General features: G+C 70.0%; 17 protein-coding genes and 1 tRNA gene. 12 read left to right on the forward strand and 6 right to left on the reverse strand.

All coding sequences use genetic code 11. The features are described from left to right. Window positions 1-61: 61 nt before the first annotated feature. The 7 genes from ACFWWR_RS10600 (at window position 62) to ACFWWR_RS10630 (ending at window position 8,023) form a co-directional block, all read left to right on the forward strand. Window positions 62-715, forward strand: a complete 654-nt coding sequence (locus ACFWWR_RS10600) for an SCO family protein (protein WP_383862451.1) — start codon at window positions 62-64, stop codon at window positions 713-715. Continuing rightward, a complete protein-coding gene (locus tag ACFWWR_RS10605) occupies window positions 712-1,164 on the forward strand; it encodes a copper chaperone PCu(A)C (RefSeq protein WP_384302842.1) in 453 nt (150 codons plus the stop codon). The genes ACFWWR_RS10600 and ACFWWR_RS10605 overlap by 4 nt, the downstream gene beginning before the upstream one ends. Before the next feature lie 13 nt (window positions 1,165-1,177). Continuing rightward, window positions 1,178-3,088 carry a copper resistance protein CopC gene (locus ACFWWR_RS10610; RefSeq protein WP_384302844.1) on the forward strand — a complete coding sequence of 637 codons (1,911 nt, stop codon included), beginning with the start codon at window positions 1,178-1,180 and terminating at the stop codon, window positions 3,086-3,088. 8 nt (window positions 3,089-3,096) lie between these two features. Then, a complete protein-coding gene (gene efeB, locus ACFWWR_RS10615) occupies window positions 3,097-4,389 on the forward strand; it encodes an iron uptake transporter deferrochelatase/peroxidase subunit (RefSeq protein ID WP_384302846.1) in 1,293 nt (430 codons plus the stop codon). Between the two features lie 71 nt (window positions 4,390-4,460). Then, on the forward strand, window positions 4,461-5,393 hold the full coding sequence (pheA, locus tag ACFWWR_RS10620) for a prephenate dehydratase (protein WP_383862440.1): 933 nt from the start codon (window positions 4,461-4,463) through the stop codon (window positions 5,391-5,393). Between the two features lie 540 nt (window positions 5,394-5,933). Next, a complete protein-coding gene (serS, locus tag ACFWWR_RS10625; RefSeq protein WP_217234929.1) occupies window positions 5,934-7,211 on the forward strand; it encodes a serine--tRNA ligase in 1,278 nt (425 codons plus the stop codon). Next, entirely contained in the window at window positions 7,208-8,023 is an 816-nt protein-coding gene (locus tag ACFWWR_RS10630; RefSeq protein WP_384302848.1) for an HAD family hydrolase, read from the forward strand. The genes serS and ACFWWR_RS10630 overlap by 4 nt, the downstream gene beginning before the upstream one ends. Before the next feature lie 72 nt (window positions 8,024-8,095). On the opposite strand, the gene ACFWWR_RS10635 is transcribed toward ACFWWR_RS10630, so the two are convergent. The 6 genes from ACFWWR_RS10635 to ACFWWR_RS10660 all read right to left on the reverse strand — a co-directional run bounded on the left by ACFWWR_RS10635 (window position 8,096) and on the right by ACFWWR_RS10660 (window position 12,278). Continuing rightward, window positions 8,096-8,180: transfer RNA gene (locus ACFWWR_RS10635), tRNA-Ser, on the reverse strand. Window positions 8,181-8,450: 270 nt separating this feature from the next. Continuing rightward, a complete protein-coding gene (locus tag ACFWWR_RS10640) occupies window positions 8,451-8,690 on the reverse strand; it encodes a hypothetical protein (RefSeq protein WP_384302850.1) in 240 nt (79 codons plus the stop codon). Window positions 8,691-8,768: 78 nt separating this feature from the next. Beyond that, window positions 8,769-9,488 (reverse strand): ABC transporter permease subunit, encoded by a 720-nt coding sequence (locus ACFWWR_RS10645; protein WP_217234926.1) that lies wholly within the window; start codon window positions 9,486-9,488, stop codon window positions 8,769-8,771. Between the two features lie 9 nt (window positions 9,489-9,497). Beyond that, on the reverse strand, window positions 9,498-10,409 hold the full coding sequence (locus ACFWWR_RS10650) for an ABC transporter ATP-binding protein (protein ID WP_383862431.1): 912 nt from the start codon (window positions 10,407-10,409) through the stop codon (window positions 9,498-9,500). Beyond that, window positions 10,406-11,323, reverse strand: coding sequence for an ABC transporter permease (locus ACFWWR_RS10655; RefSeq protein WP_384302852.1), 918 nt, complete (start codon window positions 11,321-11,323; stop codon window positions 10,406-10,408). Before ACFWWR_RS10655 ends, ACFWWR_RS10650 begins: the two co-directional genes overlap by 4 nt. After that, on the reverse strand, window positions 11,313-12,278 hold the full coding sequence (locus ACFWWR_RS10660) for an ABC transporter ATP-binding protein (RefSeq protein WP_384302928.1): 966 nt from the start codon (window positions 12,276-12,278) through the stop codon (window positions 11,313-11,315). The genes ACFWWR_RS10655 and ACFWWR_RS10660 overlap by 11 nt, the downstream gene beginning before the upstream one ends. Window positions 12,279-12,531: 253 nt before the next feature. Between ACFWWR_RS10660 and ACFWWR_RS10665 the strand changes: the two genes are divergently transcribed. The 5 genes from ACFWWR_RS10665 to ACFWWR_RS10685 all read left to right on the forward strand — a co-directional run bounded on the left by ACFWWR_RS10665 (window position 12,532) and on the right by ACFWWR_RS10685 (window position 17,315). Beyond that, the gene (locus ACFWWR_RS10665) at window positions 12,532-13,371 is read left to right on the forward strand and encodes a M24 family metallopeptidase (protein WP_384302854.1); all 840 of its coding nucleotides are present in this window, start codon (window positions 12,532-12,534) and stop codon (window positions 13,369-13,371) included. After that, the gene (locus tag ACFWWR_RS10670; protein ID WP_384302856.1) at window positions 13,368-15,128 is read left to right on the forward strand and encodes an SDR family oxidoreductase; all 1,761 of its coding nucleotides are present in this window, start codon (window positions 13,368-13,370) and stop codon (window positions 15,126-15,128) included. Before ACFWWR_RS10665 ends, ACFWWR_RS10670 begins: the two co-directional genes overlap by 4 nt. Continuing rightward, window positions 15,125-15,658, forward strand: a complete 534-nt coding sequence (locus ACFWWR_RS10675) for a metal-dependent hydrolase (protein ID WP_384302857.1) — start codon at window positions 15,125-15,127, stop codon at window positions 15,656-15,658. Before ACFWWR_RS10670 ends, ACFWWR_RS10675 begins: the two co-directional genes overlap by 4 nt. Before the next feature lie 71 nt (window positions 15,659-15,729). Further along, a complete protein-coding gene (locus tag ACFWWR_RS10680; RefSeq protein ID WP_384302930.1) occupies window positions 15,730-16,644 on the forward strand; it encodes a MerR family transcriptional regulator in 915 nt (304 codons plus the stop codon). A gap of 122 nt (window positions 16,645-16,766) precedes the next feature. Further along, window positions 16,767-17,315, forward strand: a complete 549-nt coding sequence (locus tag ACFWWR_RS10685; protein ID WP_383862418.1) for an RNA 2'-phosphotransferase — start codon at window positions 16,767-16,769, stop codon at window positions 17,313-17,315. The last annotated feature ends 4 nt before the right edge of the window (window positions 17,316-17,319 follow it).

The raw sequence follows: 17,319 nt of genomic DNA on the forward strand, positions 1-17,319 counted from the left end.
GCACGGCTCCTGTTGCGACCCCGGTGCCGCCCGGCAACCATCACATCTGGGACATTTTTCTATGCGTAAGAAGACGTTCGCCGCGGCCGCACTGCTCGCCGCCGCCACTTTTACCCTCTCCGCGTGCGGCAGCGGTGACGACAGCGGCTCGCCGGTCTCCGTGGTCTCCGAGGAGGCGGGCGCGGACAAGGCCGCCACCGTCCTCGACCAACCGTTCGAGAAGCCGGACCTGGTCCTCACCGACACCCGGGGGAAGTCGTACGACCTCCGCAAGGAGACCGCGGGCAAGCCGACGCTCATCTACTTCGGCTACACGCACTGCCCCGACATCTGCCCGCTGACGATGAACAACATCGCCGTCGCCAAGAAGTCGCTGCCCAAGTCCGAACAGGACGAGCTGCGCGTGGTGTTCGTCACCACCGACCCGAAGCGGGACACGCCCTCCGAGCTCGGCAAGTGGCTCAAGGGCATCGACACCCAGTTCGTCGGCCTGACCGGCGACTTCCCCACCATCCAGGCCGGCGCCCGCACCCTCGGCATCTCCATCGAGCCGACACACAAGGACAAGAACGGCAAGACCGTCTCCGTGCACGGCACCCAGGTCGTCGCGTTCTCCCCGAAGACCGACGCCGGATACGTCCTCTACGGCGAGGACGCCACGGTCGACGACTACACCAAGGACCTCCCCAAGCTCCTGAAGGGCGAGAAGCCGTGAGGCCGCTCACCGTGCCCGCCGCCGTGCTGACCGGGGCCCTGTTCCTGGTCGGCTGCGGCTCGGACGGCTCCGACACCGGGGGCGACGTCTCCGTGTCCGGCGCCTACATGCCGCAGCCGGTGTCCGACGACATGGCGGCCGGCTATCTGACGATCGTCAACGACAGCGGTTCGAAAGCCGAGCTGACCTCGGTCACCAGCGACATCGGCGAGGTCACCATGCACCGGACGGTCGGGGGCGCGATGGAGGAGATCAACCGTTTCTCCATCCCCGCCCGTGGTCAACTCGCGTTCAAAAGCGGTGCCAACCATCTGATGTTCGACAAGCTGAAGCACAAGCCCGAAGAGGGCCAGACGGTCTCCGTCGAACTGCACTTCGCCAAGTCCGACCCGGTCGTCGTCAAGATGCCGGTCGAGTCGGCGACGTACATCCCGAAGACCGGACACTGACGGAGGGACCACCTTGACGCCGACCATCGCCCCCCGCCGCGTCTGGACCCTGGTGCTGCTGCTCCTGGCCTCGGCCGGGCTGCTCCTGGCCGGGGCGGCCCCGGCCTCCGCGCACGCCGCGCTGACCGGCAGCGACCCGCAGCAGGGTGTGGTGGTCGACAAGGCACCCACCCAGATCTCGCTGACCTTCTCCGAGCAGGTCTCGACGTCCGCCGACTCGCTGCGCGTGCTCGACCCCAAGGGCAAGGCCGTCCAGCGCGGCAAACCGTCCAACGTGAGCGGCACGACGTACGCCGTCCAGCTGCTCAGCGGCCTGCCCGAAGGCACCTACACCGTCACCTACCAGGTCGTGTCCGCGGACAGCCATCCCGTTTCCGGCGCCTTCACCTTCTCCGTCGGCGCTCCCTCGTCGACCTCCGTCTCGGTGTCCGGCGAGACCGCGGGCGGCGGGGTCGTCGGCTGGCTGTACGGCTTCGGGCGGTACCTGTCGTACGCCGGCTTCGTCGTCCTGGTCGGCGGGGCCGCCTTCGTCCTCGCCTGCTGGCAGCCGGGCTCCGGCGTACGGGCCGTACAGCGGCTCGTCGTCGCCGGCTGGCTCACACTCACCTCGGCCACGCTCGCGCTGCTGCTCCTGCGCGGCTCCTACACCGGCTCCGGCAAGGCCGGCGACATCTTCGACCTCGACCTGCTCGGCCAAGTGCTCCAGACCAAGACGGGCGCGGCGCTGGTGTCCCGACTGCTGCTGCTCGCCGCGGCCGCGCTGTTCATCGCGGTGCTCTTCGGGGCGTACGACAAACGCGAGGAGGACGAGAAGCGGGACCTGACCTTCGGACTCGCCATCGGCGGGACCGTGGTCGCCGCCGGTCTCGCCGCGAGCTGGGCGATGTCCGAGCACGCCTCCGTGGGGCTCCAGGCCAGGATCGCGATGCCGGTCGACGTCGTCCACCTGCTGGCGGTCGCGGCCTGGCTCGGCGGCCTCACCGCCCTCCTCGTCGCGCTGTACCGGGCACCCGCGGACACACCGGTCGACACGGCCGCCGTACGGCGCTTCTCGACCGTCGCCTTCAGCAGCGTCGTCGCGCTGGTCCTGACCGGGACCTACCAGTCCTGGCGCCAGCTCGGCTCCTGGTCGGCGTTCACCGACACGCGGTACGGACAGCTGCTGCTGGTCAAGATCGGGCTGGTGGCCCTCCTCGTCGGCGTCGCGTACATCTCGCGGCGGTGGACGGCACGGCTGGCGGACGCCGTGGTCCAGCGGAGCAAGCAGGCGCCCGAGAAGGAGCGGGTCACCGCCGGCGCGGGGGACGCCAAGGGTGGTGCCGGGGCGGCCAAGGGTGCCGGTGACTCCAAGCGTGCCGCGCAGCTCGCCCGGCAGCGGGCCGCGATGGACACGGCACGGCAGAAGCGGGAGCGGGACGCCGACCCGCACCGGTTCGGGCTGCGCCGCTCGGTGCTCGCCGAGGCCGGTGTCGCCGTCGTCCTGCTCGCCGTCACCACCGTGCTGACGCAGACCGAACCGGGTCGTACGGAGGAGGCGGCCACGGCGGCCACGTCCTCCTCCTCGTCCACCTCGTCGTCGTCCGGGGCGGTCACCCTGGACATGTCGTTCGACACCGGCGGCAAGGACGGCAAGGGCGTCGTACGCGTCGACATCGATCCCGCGCGCGTGGGCGCCAACGAAATGCACGTCTATGTGGAGCGGTCCAACGGGCGGGCTTTCGACATCCCGGAGGTGAAGGTCGCCTTCACCCTGAAGTCCAAGGACATCGGGCCACTGCCCGTCGTCCCCGACCACATCACCACCGGGCACTGGGCGGCAAGTGGAGTGCAGATCCCCATGGCCGGCGACTGGGAGGTCGCGGTGACCGTGCGGACCTCCGACATCGACCAGACGACCGTCTCCAAGAACACGCAGATCGGCTGAACCACACCATGCCTGACCAGTCCATCCCGGAGGCCCACACTCCCGCTCTCGAAGAGGGCGCTTCCGATCCGGCCCCCTTTGGGGAGGGTCTTTCGCGGCGGAAGCTGCTGAGCACCGCCGGCGCCACCGGGCTCGTCCTCGGGGCGGCCGGCGGGGCCGTCGGATACACCGCGCGCCCGGCCGAGGCCGCGCCGCTCACCTCCCTGGGCGCCGATCAGGTGATGTTTCACGGGAAACATCAGCCGGGCATCACCGAGGGCCTCCAGGCCCGCGGTCACCTCGTCGCCTTCGACCTGGCGGCGGGCGCGGGCCGCAAGGAGGCCGCCGCGCTGCTGCGCCGCTGGTCCCGGACGGCGCGGCGGCTGATGGCGGGTGAGGCGGCCACGCAGGACGACACGGACGTGGCCCGGGACGCCGGCCCGTCCTCGCTGACGGTCACCTTCGGATTCGGGCACAGCTTCTTCGCCCGCACCGGCCTGGAGAAGCAGCGCCCGGCCTCCCTGGACCCACTGCCCGACTTCTCCTCCGACCACCTCGACAAGAAGCGCAGCGACGGCGACCTGTGGGTGCAGATCGGCGCCAACGACGCGCTGGTCGCCTTCCACGCCCTGCGCGCGATCCAGAAGGACGCGGGCAGCGCGGCGCGCGTCCGCTGGCAGATGAACGGCTTCAACCGCTCGCCGGGCGCCACGTCCCATCCCATGACGGCCCGCAACCTGATGGGCCAGATCGACGGCACCCGCAACCCGAAGCCGGCCGAGCCCGACTTCGACCTGCGGATCTTCGTGCCTTCCTCCGGCTCGAACGACCCGTCGTGGATGGCGAACGGCTCCTACGCCGTCGTACGCCGCATCCGCATGCTCCTCGACGACTGGGAGAAGCTCTCGGTCAAGGACCAGGAGGGCGTCATCGGGCGCCGCAAGTCCGACGGGGCGGCGCTGTCCGGAGGCACCGAGACGACCGACATGGACCTGGAGAAGACCGACGCCCAGGGCGACCTGGTCGTCCCGATCAACGCCCACGCCCGCATCACGCGGCCCGACCAGAACGGGGGCGCGGCGATGCTCCGGCGCCCGTTCTCGTACCACGACGGCTTCGACGGCGACGGAGTCCCCGACGCCGGCCTCCTCTTCGTCTGCTGGCAGGCCGACCCCCTGCGCGGCTTCGTCCCCGTACAGCGCAAGCTCGACCGGGGCGACGCCCTGTCCCGGTTCATCCGCCACGAGGCGAGCGGCCTGTTCGCGGTGCCGGGCGGGGCGGCGGAGGGGGAGTACGTGGGACAGGGGTTGCTGGAGGGGTGACCCAGTCGCTCGGCGGAGTGGCTGTACCGAGACGCAGGCGCCGCGTTTGCAAGGCCCATTAGGGTGAGGTCATGCCAGCGAGCTATGCGTATCTCGGCCCTGAGGGCACCTTCACCGAAGTCGCCCTGCGGCAGCTTCCCGAGGCGGCCACCCGGCAGTTGATCCCGTACGTGTCCGTCCAGTCCGCGCTCGACGCGGTGCGTCTCGGTGAGGCCGAGGCCGCGTTCGTGCCGATCGAGAACTCGGTCGAGGGCGGGATCACGACGACGCTCGACGAGCTGGTCGCCGGCGCGCCACTGATGATCTACCGCGAGGTGCTGCTGTCGATCACCTTCGCGCTGCTGGTCCGGCCGGGCACCGAGCTGTCCGACATCAAGACGGTCTCCGCGCATCCGGCCGCCCAGCCGCAGGTGCGCAACTGGCTCAAGAAGAACCTCCCGGACGTCCACTGGGAGTCGGCCGCCTCGAACGCGGACGCCGCCCGCCTGGTCCAGGAGGGCCAGTACGACGCCGCCTTCGCGGGCGAGTTCGCGGCCGCCCGGTACGGCCTGGAGGCCCTGGAGACCGGGATCCACGACGCGGAGAACGCCCAGACCCGGTTCGTGCTGGTCGGCCGGCCCGCCCGGCCCGCGGCGCGCACCGGCGCGGACAAGACGTCCGTCGTGCTGTGGCAGCGCGACGACCACCCCGGCGGCCTGCGCGACCTGCTCGGCGAGTTCGCCACGCGGGGGATCAACCTGATGCTGCTGCAGTCCCGGCCCACCGGTGCGGGCATCGGAAACTACTGCTTCTGCATCGACGCCGAGGGCCACATCTCCGACCGCCGGGTCGCCGAGGCACTGACGGGGCTCAAGCGGATCTGTCTCCAGGTGCGCTTCCTCGGCTCGTATCCGCGCGCGGACGTGGACGTGGCGGACGTACGCCCCGCCTTCCCGGGGACCTCGGACGACGAGTTCGTGTCGGCGGCGGACTGGGTGGCGCGATGCCAGGACGGACGTTTCTAGGACGTTTCCATCCGCTCCTACCTGCATATTTTAGTTATCCACAGGAGTTATCCACAGGCGAGCTTCTCGACCTGGGGACAAGTCGACATCCAAGCGCCACTCGGTCGACAAATCGTCCTACAGCCCTCCAGTTCGTCCACAGTCCCGCAGGTCACTCTTCGTCCACCCGTCTCCCTTCGTACATCCTTTGGGGCGACGCATATCCACCCGAAAGTGGATGTGACGCCGATTTGGGGCGGGAATTGCCCGCCTCGCACACCCGACTCGGAATGATCGATTCCGACATCCACAGATCTTTCGCACAGCCTGTGGATAACTCTTCGGCGCTGTGGATTTCTGTGGACGAGGGCCGACCCAAGTCCCGTTCCCCGCAAGGAAATCGGGTCAACGCGGCGCCCGTCGCATGCCCCGTCCCGGGGAGTGGGACACTTTTTATTGACACGATCGGCAAATGCCGCAGAGCGGAACGTAGGCCGCGATTCGGGGCAGCACGGAATAGTGAGTCGTGAGCCGTCACCCCGCACCGGTAGCCTTGGTCGCGTGATTGACCTTCGCCTGCTCCGTGAGGACCCCGACCGTGTGCGTGCGTCGCAGCGCGCCCGTGGAGAGGACGTCGCGCTCGTCGACGCTCTCCTGTCTGCCGACGAGCGGCGCAGGTCGTCCGGCGTCCGCTTCGACGAGCTGCGTGCCGAGCAGAAGGCCCTCGGCAAGCTCATCCCCAAGGCTTCCGGGGACGAGAAGGCCGAGCTGCTGAAGAAGGCGGGCCAGCTCGCCGCCGACGTCAAGGCCGCCGACGCCGAGCGCGACGCGGCCGACACCGAGACCCAGGAACTCGCCCTCCAGCTCAGCAACCTCGTGCACCCCGAGGTGCCCGTGGGCGGCGAGGAGGACTTCGTCACGCTGGAGACGCACGGCACGATCCGCGACTTCGGCGCCGAGGGCTTCGAGCCCAAGGACCACCTGGAGCTCGGCACGACCCTCGGCGCGATCGACGTCGAGCGCGGCGCCAAGGTCTCCGGCTCGCGCTTCTACTTCCTCACCGGTATCGGCGCGCTGCTGGAGCTCGCCCTGGTGAACGCGGCGATCGCGCAGGCCACGGCGGCCGGCTTCACGCCGATGCTGACGCCCGCGCTGGTCCGCCCGCAGTCGATGGCCGGCACCGGCTTCCTCGGCCAGGCGGCCCAGGACGTCTACCACCTCGACAAGGACGACCTGTACCTCGTCGGCACGTCCGAGGTCGCGCTCGCGGCGTACCACATGGACGAGATCATCGACGCCGACCGCCTCCCGCTGCGCTACGCGGGCTTCTCGCCCTGCTTCCGCCGCGAGGCCGGCTCGCACGGCAAGGACACCCGCGGCATCTTCCGCGTCCACCAGTTCGACAAGGTCGAGATGTTCTCGTATGTCGACCCGGCGGACTCGCAGGCCGAGCACCAGCGTCTGCTGGAGTGGGAGAAGCAGTGGCTGACGTCGCTGGAACTGCCGTTCCGGGTCATCGACGTCGCCTCCGCCGACCTCGGCTCCTCGGCCGCCCGCAAGTTCGACTGCGAGGCGTGGATCCCGACGCAGGGCAAGTACCGAGAGCTGACCTCGACCTCGGACTGCACCGAGTACCAGTCCCGCCGCCTGTCGATCCGCGTCCGTGACGGCAAGCGGGTCAAGCCGCTGGCGACGCTGAACGGCACGCTGTGCGCCGTACCGCGCACGATCGTGGCGATCCTGGAGAACCACCAGCAGGCCGACGGCTCCGTCCGGGTCCCCGAGGTGCTCCGTCCGTACCTGGGCGGCAGGGAGATCCTGGAGCCGGTCGCCAAGTGAGTACATCCGCTGTACCGGACTTCCCCTACCGCCTGATCGCGACCGACCTCGACGGAACGCTCCTGCGCTCCGACGAGTCGGTCTCGCAGCGCACCCGTGAGGCGCTCGCCGCGGCCACCGCGGCGGGCGCCGCGCACATCGTCGTGACGGGCCGTGCGGCCCCGTGGACCCGCCACATCCTCGACGACCTCGGTTACAACGGCCTTGCCGTCTGCGCCCAGGGCGCACAGGTGTACGACGCCGGCGAGCACCGCCTGCTGACCTCGGTGACGCTGGACCGGCAACTGGCCGGGGTGGCACTGGCGAAGATCGAGGCGGAGGTCGGCCCGCTGTACCTCGCGGCGAGCCGGGACGGCCTGGAGGGCGAGGTGCTGGTCGGCCCCGGTTACGCGGTCACCGGCAAGCTCCCCGCGACCCCCTTCACGGACGCGTCCGACCTGTGGACCGCCCCGCTGAACAAGATCTACATACAGCACCCCACGCTGACGGACGACCAGTTGGCCGAGGCCTCCCGCCAGGCCGCCGGCGGCTTCGTCAGTGTCGCGATGGCCGGCGAGGGCATCGTCGAGCTCCTCCCCCTCGGCCTCTCCAAGGCGACGGGACTGTCCCTGGCGGCCCGCCGCCTGGGCATGAAGGCCGCCGACACGATCGCCTTCGGCGACATGCCCAACGACATCCCGATGTTCGCCTGGTCCGCCTACGGCGTGGCGATGGCCAACGCCCACGAGGAGCTGAAGGCCGTGGCGAATGAGGTGTCCTCCTCGAACGAGGAGGACGGGATCGCCGTGGTGTTGGAGCGGTTGCTGGGCTGAGCGTGGGTGTTCCTGCGAGGCGGGGACACCTCGTTGCGAGGAGTTCCTGCGAGGCAGGACACCTCGGTCTTGCGGAGGATGCACGGATCGAACGTGCGCGGGGTTGCCCCCGACCACGGCTTAGCAAGCCGGTGCCTTACCACTCGGCCAATCCTCCGGGTGGGCGGCCTCACGCGAGCGCAGTGCGCCACGTGCTCGAAGCGGCCGCCCCGGGCAGCTCCCCGTATGGGGCGGACTCGACGGAGGGTAGCTACTCCGGAGTCCGCCGCGGGCTGCCCTGTGGGGAGCTCAACGGACTGTCGTGCATGGACATCGTCGAACTCCTCCCCAGTACGTGGCGCCGGTTCGGTCCGGCGTCCTGGACAGTAACCACTGTGCCCGTACGCCGTGTTCGGCGCCACCGATTAACCCGCGGCCCACGGCCCCTTCACCGCCGCCGCCACCTGCGCCGACGCTTGCTGAAGAACCACCCCGCGGGCGGTTCGTCGGAACGCCACGGCTGCGGTTCGGGCTTCTCCTTGCGCCAGCGCTCGGCGAGCATCCGGGCCCGCGCGGACGGCTCGGCGGTCTCGGCGGACCGTATGAACTCCTCGTCCAGGACGAGGTCGTCCCAAGCGTCGTTCCCGGACTGTCCGCGACCCTCGTACTGTGACGCCTCGTCCGTCATCCCGTCCTCCCCGCCGTGCGCCCGCTTTTGCCCAGTGTGCCCGGACCGAGGTGAAGCCCCTGTCAATAAGCGGGGCGTCTACTCCTCGCCCGCCAGCGTCAGCGACCGCAGTTTCTGCCCCGCGTACCAGGTCGCCAGGACGGTGACCGCGACCAGCAGGACCGTCGCCGTCGTCAGCCCGACGTCGGAGGTCACCAGGTCCCCGCCGGCGACCTTCTGGGCCACCGCCAGCGACCACTGCTGGACGCTGAGCGTGCGCGCCCCGGCCACCAGGGAGCCGAACAGAGCCTCCCAGACGAGCGCGTAGACCAGACCGAACACGACCGCGTGCCGCGACACCGTGCCGAGCAGCAAGAAGAGTGCCGCGTAGGCGATGGAAGCGACCAGTGCGGCCACCGTGTAGGCGACGGCGATTTGCTGGCCGTTGCCGTTCAGGATGAGGCCCGCGATCAGGGTGGGCACCGCCGAGAACACCATCGTCACGGCGATGGCGACGATCAGTTTGGTGAAGATGATCGTCGGCCGTTTGATCGGCTTGGACAGCAGGTAGACAACCGAGCCGTCGTCGATCTCCGGGCCGATCGCGCCCGTGCCCGCGATGACGCCGATGATCGGCACCATGGTGGCGAGCGCGAGTCCGCCCAGCAGGTCGGACGCCGTCTGGTCGTCGGCGCCCGCGAGGCCCCGCACCACGACGGAGATCGCGATCAGCAGTAGGGGCAGCGCGCCCAGGATGAGGGCCCGACGCCGGCCGAGCAGGGCGCGGTAGGTGAGTCGGGCGACTGTGGGGTCGTACATCTTGGCCTCCTACGCCGCGACGAGATACGAGAAGACGGACTCGAGGGACTCGTCGGACGGCGAGACCGTGAGCAGGCGGATGCCGTGGTCCCTGGCCACCCTCGGCAACAGGGCCGTGAAGCGGCCGAAGTCGACGGCCTGGATGCGCAACGCGCCCTCCGCGAGGTCGACTTCGATGCCGGACGTGGACGGGTCGGCGATCAGCGCGGCCGCGAGGGCGCGGTCGTCGCTGGAGCGCACCAGGTAGCGGTGCGGGCGGTCGGTCATCAGGCGGCGGATCTTGCGGAAGTCGCCGCTGGCCGCGTGCCTGCCTGCGACCACCACCTCGATGTGCCGGGCGAGTTGTTCGACCTCTTCGAGGATGTGGGACGAGAACAGCACCGTGCGGCCCTCGTCGCCCATGCGCCTGAGCAGGTCCATCAGCTGCATGCGCTGGCGCGGGTCCATGCCGTTGAAGGGCTCGTCCAGCAGCAGCAGCGAGGGGTCGTGGACGAGCGCGCTGGCCATCTTCACGCGCTGGCGCATGCCCTTGGAGTACGTCGAGATCTTGCGGTCCTGCGCGTACTCCATCTCGACCGTGGCCAGCGCCTTGTGGGCCGCCTTGGCGCCCAGGCCGTGCAACTCGGCGTTGGCGACGACGAATTCGCGCCCGGTGAGGAAGTCGTACATCGCCTCGCGCTCGGGGACGATGCCGATGTGCTTGTAGATGTTCTCGTTGCGCCACACCTGCCGGCCGTCGAGGGTGACGGTGCCGGTGGAGGGGGCGAGGAAGCCCCCCATCATGTTGATGAGGGTGGACTTTCCGGCGCCGTTGGGACCGAGCAGGCCGGTGACGCCGGGGCCGATGGTCATGGTGATGTCGTTGACGGCGACCACGTTGCCGAACCAGCGCGAGACGTGGTCGATGTTGAGCGTGGTCACAGTCCGACCTTTCGGTAGCGGCGCATCATGAGGCCGTAGCAGGCGGCGATCAGGCCGAGGGTGACGAGGACGTAGACCACGCCCTCCCCGTTCGTCGGACCGACCCCTCCGGGGAACGCCGAGCTCGCGCCCAGGAACGCGGACTGCACTCCGTCGATGAGCGTGATGGGCGAGAACAGCCCGATCCAGGCGATGGACCCGGTGCTGCTCTGCGCTTCGGCGATGGCCTGGAGCGTGGAGACGGCGCCGTAAGTGATGGTCAGGACGGCGATCACGGCGGCGATGCCGAAGCCGCGGCGCGGGGTGACGGACGCGATGACGAGGCCGAGGCCGGCGAAGAGCAGTGAGAGCAGTGCCACGGAGACGAGCCCCTGTGCGAATCCCTTGGTCTGGTCGGTGAAGTCGAGCTTGGCCAGCAGGGCGCCCACGTAGAGCACCAGCAGCGGGGCCGCGGTGAGGATGAACAGCGCCGACGCCAGGGCCGCGAACTTCGCGCGTACGTAGTCGGCGGTCTCGATGGGCCGCGAGAAGTACAGCGGTACGGTCTTGAAGCGCAGGTCGCGGGAGACGGACTGAGGCGCCTGCGAGGCGACGTACAGGCTGATGACGGCCTGCATGACGATCGCGTAGCGCGTGTAGTCGAGGGGCAGGTCCTTGGCCTTGGTGGCGACCGCGACGGCGACCATGATGGCCGCGGGCACGCACATCACCACGAGCAGCAGCATCGGCAGGACCTTGGACTTGACCGAGCGGCCGAGGCCGTAGGCGCCGCGCAGGGACTGCGAGTAGAGCGAGCGGGTGGCGTAGGAGCGGCCCAGGCGCGGGCCGTCGTAGGAGCGGTAGCCGATGTTGTGAATGCGGGTCTGGTCACCCGAAGGTGCCGCCGGTGTCCGCAGGGGCTGCTCAACCGCCATGGCCGACCGCCTCCTTCTGCTGCTCGTCCTCGTTCGTGAAGACCTCGGAGATGTGGTGCCGGCGCTGTTCCATGCGCACCAGGCCGAGGCCGAGGTCGGCGACCACGTCGCGGACCAGGTCGTACGTCTCCTCGCCCTGCGCGGTGAGCAGCAGCACGTGGCCGGCGCCCGGCAGGCCCGCGCCGCTGTCCAGGATGTCCATCCCGCGCGCGTGGAGCGCGTCGCGCACCGCGCGGGTGCCGTCCGGGTGCTCGTCGGTGTCGGTGACCTCGATCGCGAGAGTGGTCGTGATCTGGGTGAAGTCGGTGGTGGAACTGGAGCGCAGGAGTTTGCCGCCGTCGACGACCACCACGTGGTCGCAGGTGCGCTCCAGCTCGCCCAGCAGGTGGGAGGTGACCAGGACGGAGATGCCGAAGTCGGTGTAGATCCGGCGGATCAGGCCGAGCATCTCGTCGCGCCCGACCGGGTCCAGGCCGTTGGTCGGCTCGTCCAGGAGGACCAGTTGCGGGTCGTGCACGAGGGCTTGCGCGAGTTTCACGCGCTGCTTCATGCCGGTGGAGTAGCCGCCGATGGGGCGGTAGCGCTCCTCGTACAGCCCGACATGCCGCAGGGTGTCCGCGGTGCGCTCGCGCGCGGCGGTGGGCGGCAGGCCGGACATGCGCGCCATGTGCACGACGAACTCGGTGGCCGAGACGTCGGGCGGCAGGCAGTCGTGCTCCGGCATGTAGCCGACCCGTTCGCGGATGGCGGCGCCCTTGGTGGCGACATCGAGGCCGAGCACTTCGGCGCGGCCCTCGGTGGCGGGGGACAGACCCAGAAGGATCTTGATCAGTGTGGACTTGCCGGCTCCATTGGCTCCGACGAGTCCGGTCACACCGGGCCCGACGTCCACGGAGAGCCGGTCAAGCGCGGTCACCCGGGGGAACCGCTTGCTCAGGCTTTCGGTCGCGATCACAGTCACGGCTATGACGGTAGTGACCGGGACCACGCCGGTCGTCACTCCGCAGGGTCGTCTTGGTATCAGACTCCAGGCGTACGGGTCCCTAGGAGCCCCCTCAGGTCGAACCACGCATCGCCGGTTCTCCACATCCACGGAGTTGTCCACAGGCCGGGGCACGCCTATTGACGCAGCCTCTAACGACTGTCACATTCGCCAGTGTCACGTTACGGGCACGTACCGCAGTCGACCGGGACGGTAGGGCGTTGGCATGACGACGGCAGCAGGTGAACTCGCCGCGGAACTGAGCGGGTTCAGGAAGGTCCAGCGCCTCGCCTACGAGTGCGCGGAGGCGGTCGCGGCGCAGCTCGTACCCGGCGTCACCGAACGCGAAGCGGCCCGGATGCAGCGCGAGTGGCTGCGGGAGAGGGGCGTGCGCGACTGGTTCCACCTGCCCTTCGCCTGGTTCGGCGACCGCACGGCGTTCGTGAACTTCCGCGTTCCGCTGCAGTTCTTCCCGACCAACCGCCGACTGGAGCCGGGGATGCCGTTCATCCTGGACATGGCTCCCGTGTACGACGGCTGCACCGCCGACATCGGGTATTCGGGCTCCCTGGGCGGCAACGCCGTGCAGGACCGGCTGCTGGACGACCTGGCGGCGCACCGTGAGCTGATCCTCGACTCGACTCGTGAGCGGCGCCCGCTGCGGGAGATCTACGAGGACGTCGACCGCCTCATGGCTCGCCAGGGTTACGCCAACCGGCACCGCGCCTATCCCTTCGGCGTGATCGCGCACAAGGTGGACCGTGTGAAGGAGCGCCGCTGGTCACCTCATGTCTTCGGGTTCGGCACCCAGTCCCTGAAGGGCCTGGCGGCCGACGCGCTGCACGGCCACCGGGAGGGCTGGTCCCCGCTGTGGTCGCCGTACCGGTTCTCCGACCATCCGCCGCAGCCGGGCCTGTGGGCGGTCGAACCGCACCTGGGCTTCCGGGGTACGGGTGCGAAGTTCGAGGAGATCCTGGTCGTCACCGACTCCAGGGACCCCGAGCAGAGCGCCTTCTGGCTGGACGACGATCTGCCGCACGTGCGGCGCTGGGCGGGGGAAAAGTGACGTTGCCGACGGGTGTGCGGGAGCGCTGGGTGCGGACCGGCGGGGTCGAGCTGTGTGTCGCCGAACTGGGGGACCCCTCGGGGCCGACGGTCGTCCTGGTGCACGGCTATCCGGACAGCAAGGAGGTGTGGTCGGCGGTCGCGTCCCGATTGGCCGAGCGCTTCCACGTCGTGTTGTACGACGTACGCGGGCATGGCCGCTCCACCGCTCCGCGGCCGCTGCGCGGCGGGTTCACGCTGGAGAAGCTGACAGACGACTTCCTGGCCGTCGCCGACGCGGTCAGTCCCGAGAAGCCCGTGCACCTGGTGGGGCACGACTGGGGCTCGGTGCAGGCCTGGGAGTTCGCCACCGTCAAGCGCACCGAGGGCCGGATCGCCTCCTTCACGTCCATGTCCGGACCGTCCCTCGACCACCTCGGCCACTGGATCAACAAGCGCGTCAAGCGCCCCACCCCGCGCCGGATCGGCCAGCTGCTCGGCCAGGGCGCCAAGTCCTGGTACCTGTACCTGCTGCAGACGCCGGTGCTGCCCGAGCTGGCCTGGCGCGGCCCCCTCGGCAAACACTGGCCGAGGATCCTGGAGCGCCTCGAGAAGGTCCCCGGCGGCGGCTACCCGACCTCGTCGCTGCCGACGGACGCGGCGCACGGGACGTGGCTGTACCGGGACAACGTACGGGTCCGGTTGCGCCGTCCTCGTACGGACGCGTACGCGCACGCGCCCGTGCAGCTCATCACGCCCCTGGGGGACGCGTTCCTCTCGGAGAAGCTCTACGACGAGCTGGAGCTGTGGGCTCCGCAGCTGACCCGGCGCACGATCCCCGCCAGGCACTGGGTCCCCCGCTCCCGGCCCGACCAGCTGGCAGCCTGGATCTCGGAGTTCGTGACGTCCGTGGAGGGCGGGAGGCCGAAGGCCGTGGCGGCGACGGGGCCGTACGCCGACCGGTTCGGCGGGCAGCTCGTGCTGATCACCGGTGCGGGCAGCGGCATCGGGCGGGCCACGGCGTTCGCGTTCGCCGAGGCCGGCGCGCGCGTGGTGGCCGTCGACCGGGACGCCGAGGCCGCCGTCCGCACCGCTGAGCTGTCCCGGCTGGTCGGCGCGCCCGCGGCCTGGGCGGAGACGGTCGACGTCTCCGACGAGCAGGCCATGGAGAAACTCGCCGAGAAGGTCGCCGCCGAGTACGGCGTGGTGGACGTCCTGGTGAACAACGCCGGCATCGGCCTGTCAGGCTCCTTCTTCGACACCACCCCGGCGGACTGGAAGAAGGTCCTCGACGTCAACCTGTGGGGCGTGATCCACGGCTGCCGGATCTTCGGAAAGCAGATGGCCGACCGCGGGCAGGGCGGCCACATCGTGAACACGGCGTCGGCGGCGGCGTACCAGCCCTCCAAGGTGCTGCCCGCCTACAGCACGTCCAAGGCAGCGGTGCTGATGCTGAGCGAGTGCCTGCGCGCGGAGCTCGCCGGCCGGGGCATCGGCGTGACCGCGGTCTGCCCCGGCTTCGTCAACACCAACATCACCTCGACCGCGCACTTCGCCGGCGTCGACGCCGCCGAGGAGAAACGGCGCCAGAAGCGGACCGCCCGCCTCTACGGCCTGCGGAACTATCCGCCGGAGAGGGTCGCCGACGCGATCCTGCGGGCGGTGGTGCGGAACGCGGCGGTGGTCCCGGTGACGCCCGAGGCGCGCGGCGCCCACCTCCTGTCCCGCTTCATGCCGAGGGCACTGCGGGCGATCGCACGTCTGGAGCCACGCCTGTGAGCGGGCGGATCGCTCCCCGCGAGGTCGCCTTCGACCGGTCGCGCACCCCGCTGCACCGGATCCCCGGCGAGCCGACCGCGACCCATGTGATCGATGCGCTGCATCTGTTGCCGCCGGCGGGGGAGCGGCGGTTCGTCCGGGTCTTCAAGGAGGGGCTGCCCCTGGTCAGGGACGCCGAGCTGAATGCGCAGCGGCTCGACACCGCCGCGTTCACCCGGCACGTCGACGTCCTCTTCCGGTACGCCCGCCGCCTCGCGGGCATGGCCGTCACCGCCCCGGTGATGCTGTACCTGTGGGTGTGGGGCACGGCGTACCTGATACGCCACGACCAGCAGCTCGCGGGCCGCCTGCACTACTCCCTCGCCAAGCACGAGAAGGCCGTACGCGAGAGCCTGCTGCCCGCGTGGCGTGAGCCGGGGGCAGCGATACCCCGCTGCTTCCGGGCGTCGTACCACCCGGCGCAGGAGAGGGCGTTCAGCCGCGCGGTGGAATACCTGGGGAGGCCACCGGCGGCCAGGGCGGTCTCGTGACGGACGGCGCCCGGGGTTCCGGCCGCCGAGCCGAGGATTCCGCACACCGGGCCGAGGCTTCCGCCTACCGGATCGAGGATCTGGCGCACCTCAGCGGCGCCACGGTCCGTACGATCCGCGCCTACCAGGACCGCGGGCTGCTCCCCCGCCCCGAGCGCCGCGGCCGCGCCAACGTCTACGCCGACGCCCATCTCGTCCGGCTGCGCCAGATCGCCGACCTCCTCGACCGCGGCTACGGCCTGGCCTCCATCAAGGAGCTCCTGGAGGCGTGGGACGCGGGCCGTGGCCTGGGGGGAGTACTGGGCCTGGTCGCCGAGGTGGACGGTCCGTGGACCGACGAGGAGGCGGCACGTATCTCACGGGCCGAGCTGAACGCGCGGTTCGGCGGTGTCCCCGACGACACGGCGGTCGCCGAGGCCGTGCAGCTGGGCGTGCTGGAGCCGGTGCCCGGCGACGACGACTCCTTCCTCGTGCCGAGCCCCCAAGAACTCGCGTTGGCAGTTGAGTTGCACGCGGCCGGTGTGCCGCTGTCCGCGATCTCCGCCCACCTGCGGGAGTTGAGGGGTCGGGTCGAGCACATCGCCGCACGTTTCCTGGAGTTCACGACCGAGCATGTCTTCGCCCGCTACCTGGACGGACCGCACCGCCCGACGGACGCGGACGCGGCAGAAGCGGCCTCTCTCGTGCGGCGGCTGCGACCGCTCGCACAGAAGACGGTGGACGCTGAACTCGCGCGCGCGATGCGTTCGTTGGCGGTCCGGAGTCTGCGGGAGCACCTGGGTGCGGGTGACGTCCCGACATCAGCTGTGCGGAGGCGTGACGTGGCGATCCCCACGGAGACAATGTGGGCTGTGGAAAGGCTGGTTGGTGCCGAACACGCAGCGGAGTTCATCTCGCTGGCCGCCGAACGTGAGGTGCGAGCCCGTGCCTTGGATGGGCTGGCCGCAAGTCACGGCACGTCAAGTGATCTTGGCGAAGAGCCTTGATGTGAAGGGTAGTTGTCCACAGAATCGCCAATTCCCCTGTGGATAACCGCACTTGGCTGTGGATCAAACATCCGGAGCAAAATCATTCGCGTGATTCAGGTCTCGCCCGGCACGCTGGCGGGGTGGATGAAAGACGCACCGTGAAGGTGTCCAAATATCTGTCGAAGCACCTGCGCCATCGGCCGGAGCGGATCGGGTTGCTTCTCGACGACGCCGGCTGGGTGGAGATCGACACGCTGATCGCGGCCGCGGCCGCGCACGGCTTCCGATTCACCCGCGAGGAACTCGACCACGTGGTCGCCGCCAACGACAAACGGCGCTTCGCGATCGACGGCACCCGGATCCGCGCCAGCCAGGGGCACAGCGTCGACGTGGACCTCGGGCTGCCCCCGGCGACGCCGCCGGCGTCCCTCTACCACGGCACCGTGGCCCGTTCCCTGGACGCGATCCGCGTCGAGGGCCTGCGGCCCATGAACCGCCACGACGTGCACCTCTCGCCCGACCGGGAGACCGCGACCCGTGTCGGTGCCCGCCGCGGCCGTCCCGTCGTGCTCTCGGTGGACGCTGGTGCCATGCACCGCGACGGCCACGTCTTCCACGTCAGTGCGAACGGGGTGTGGCTGACGAAGGCGGTACCGCCGCGGTATCTGCGGTTCCCGGAGCCCCGGTGAGGAA

The sequence above is a fragment of the Streptomyces sp. NPDC058678 genome, from assembly GCF_042714835.1.
In the GTDB taxonomy this organism is placed as follows: Bacteria; Actinomycetota; Actinomycetes; order Streptomycetales; family Streptomycetaceae; genus Streptomyces.

Coding starts and splice junctions, on each gene's coding strand:
- ACFWWR_RS10600 (WP_383862451.1), top strand. CDS start 62: ATGCGTAAGAAGACGTTCGCCGCGGCCGCACTGCTCGCCGCCGCCACT.
- efeB (WP_384302846.1), top strand. CDS start 3,097: ATGCCTGACCAGTCCATCCCGGAGGCCCACACTCCCGCTCTCGAAGAG.
- pheA (WP_383862440.1), top strand. CDS start 4,461: ATGCCAGCGAGCTATGCGTATCTCGGCCCTGAGGGCACCTTCACCGAA.
- ACFWWR_RS10640 (WP_384302850.1), bottom strand. CDS start 8,690: ATGACGGACGAGGCGTCACAGTACGAGGGTCGCGGACAGTCCGGGAAC.
- ACFWWR_RS10645 (WP_217234926.1), bottom strand. CDS start 9,488: ATGTACGACCCCACAGTCGCCCGACTCACCTACCGCGCCCTGCTCGGC.
- ACFWWR_RS10655 (WP_384302852.1), bottom strand. CDS start 11,323: ATGGCGGTTGAGCAGCCCCTGCGGACACCGGCGGCACCTTCGGGTGAC.
- ACFWWR_RS10665 (WP_384302854.1), top strand. CDS start 12,532: ATGACGACGGCAGCAGGTGAACTCGCCGCGGAACTGAGCGGGTTCAGG.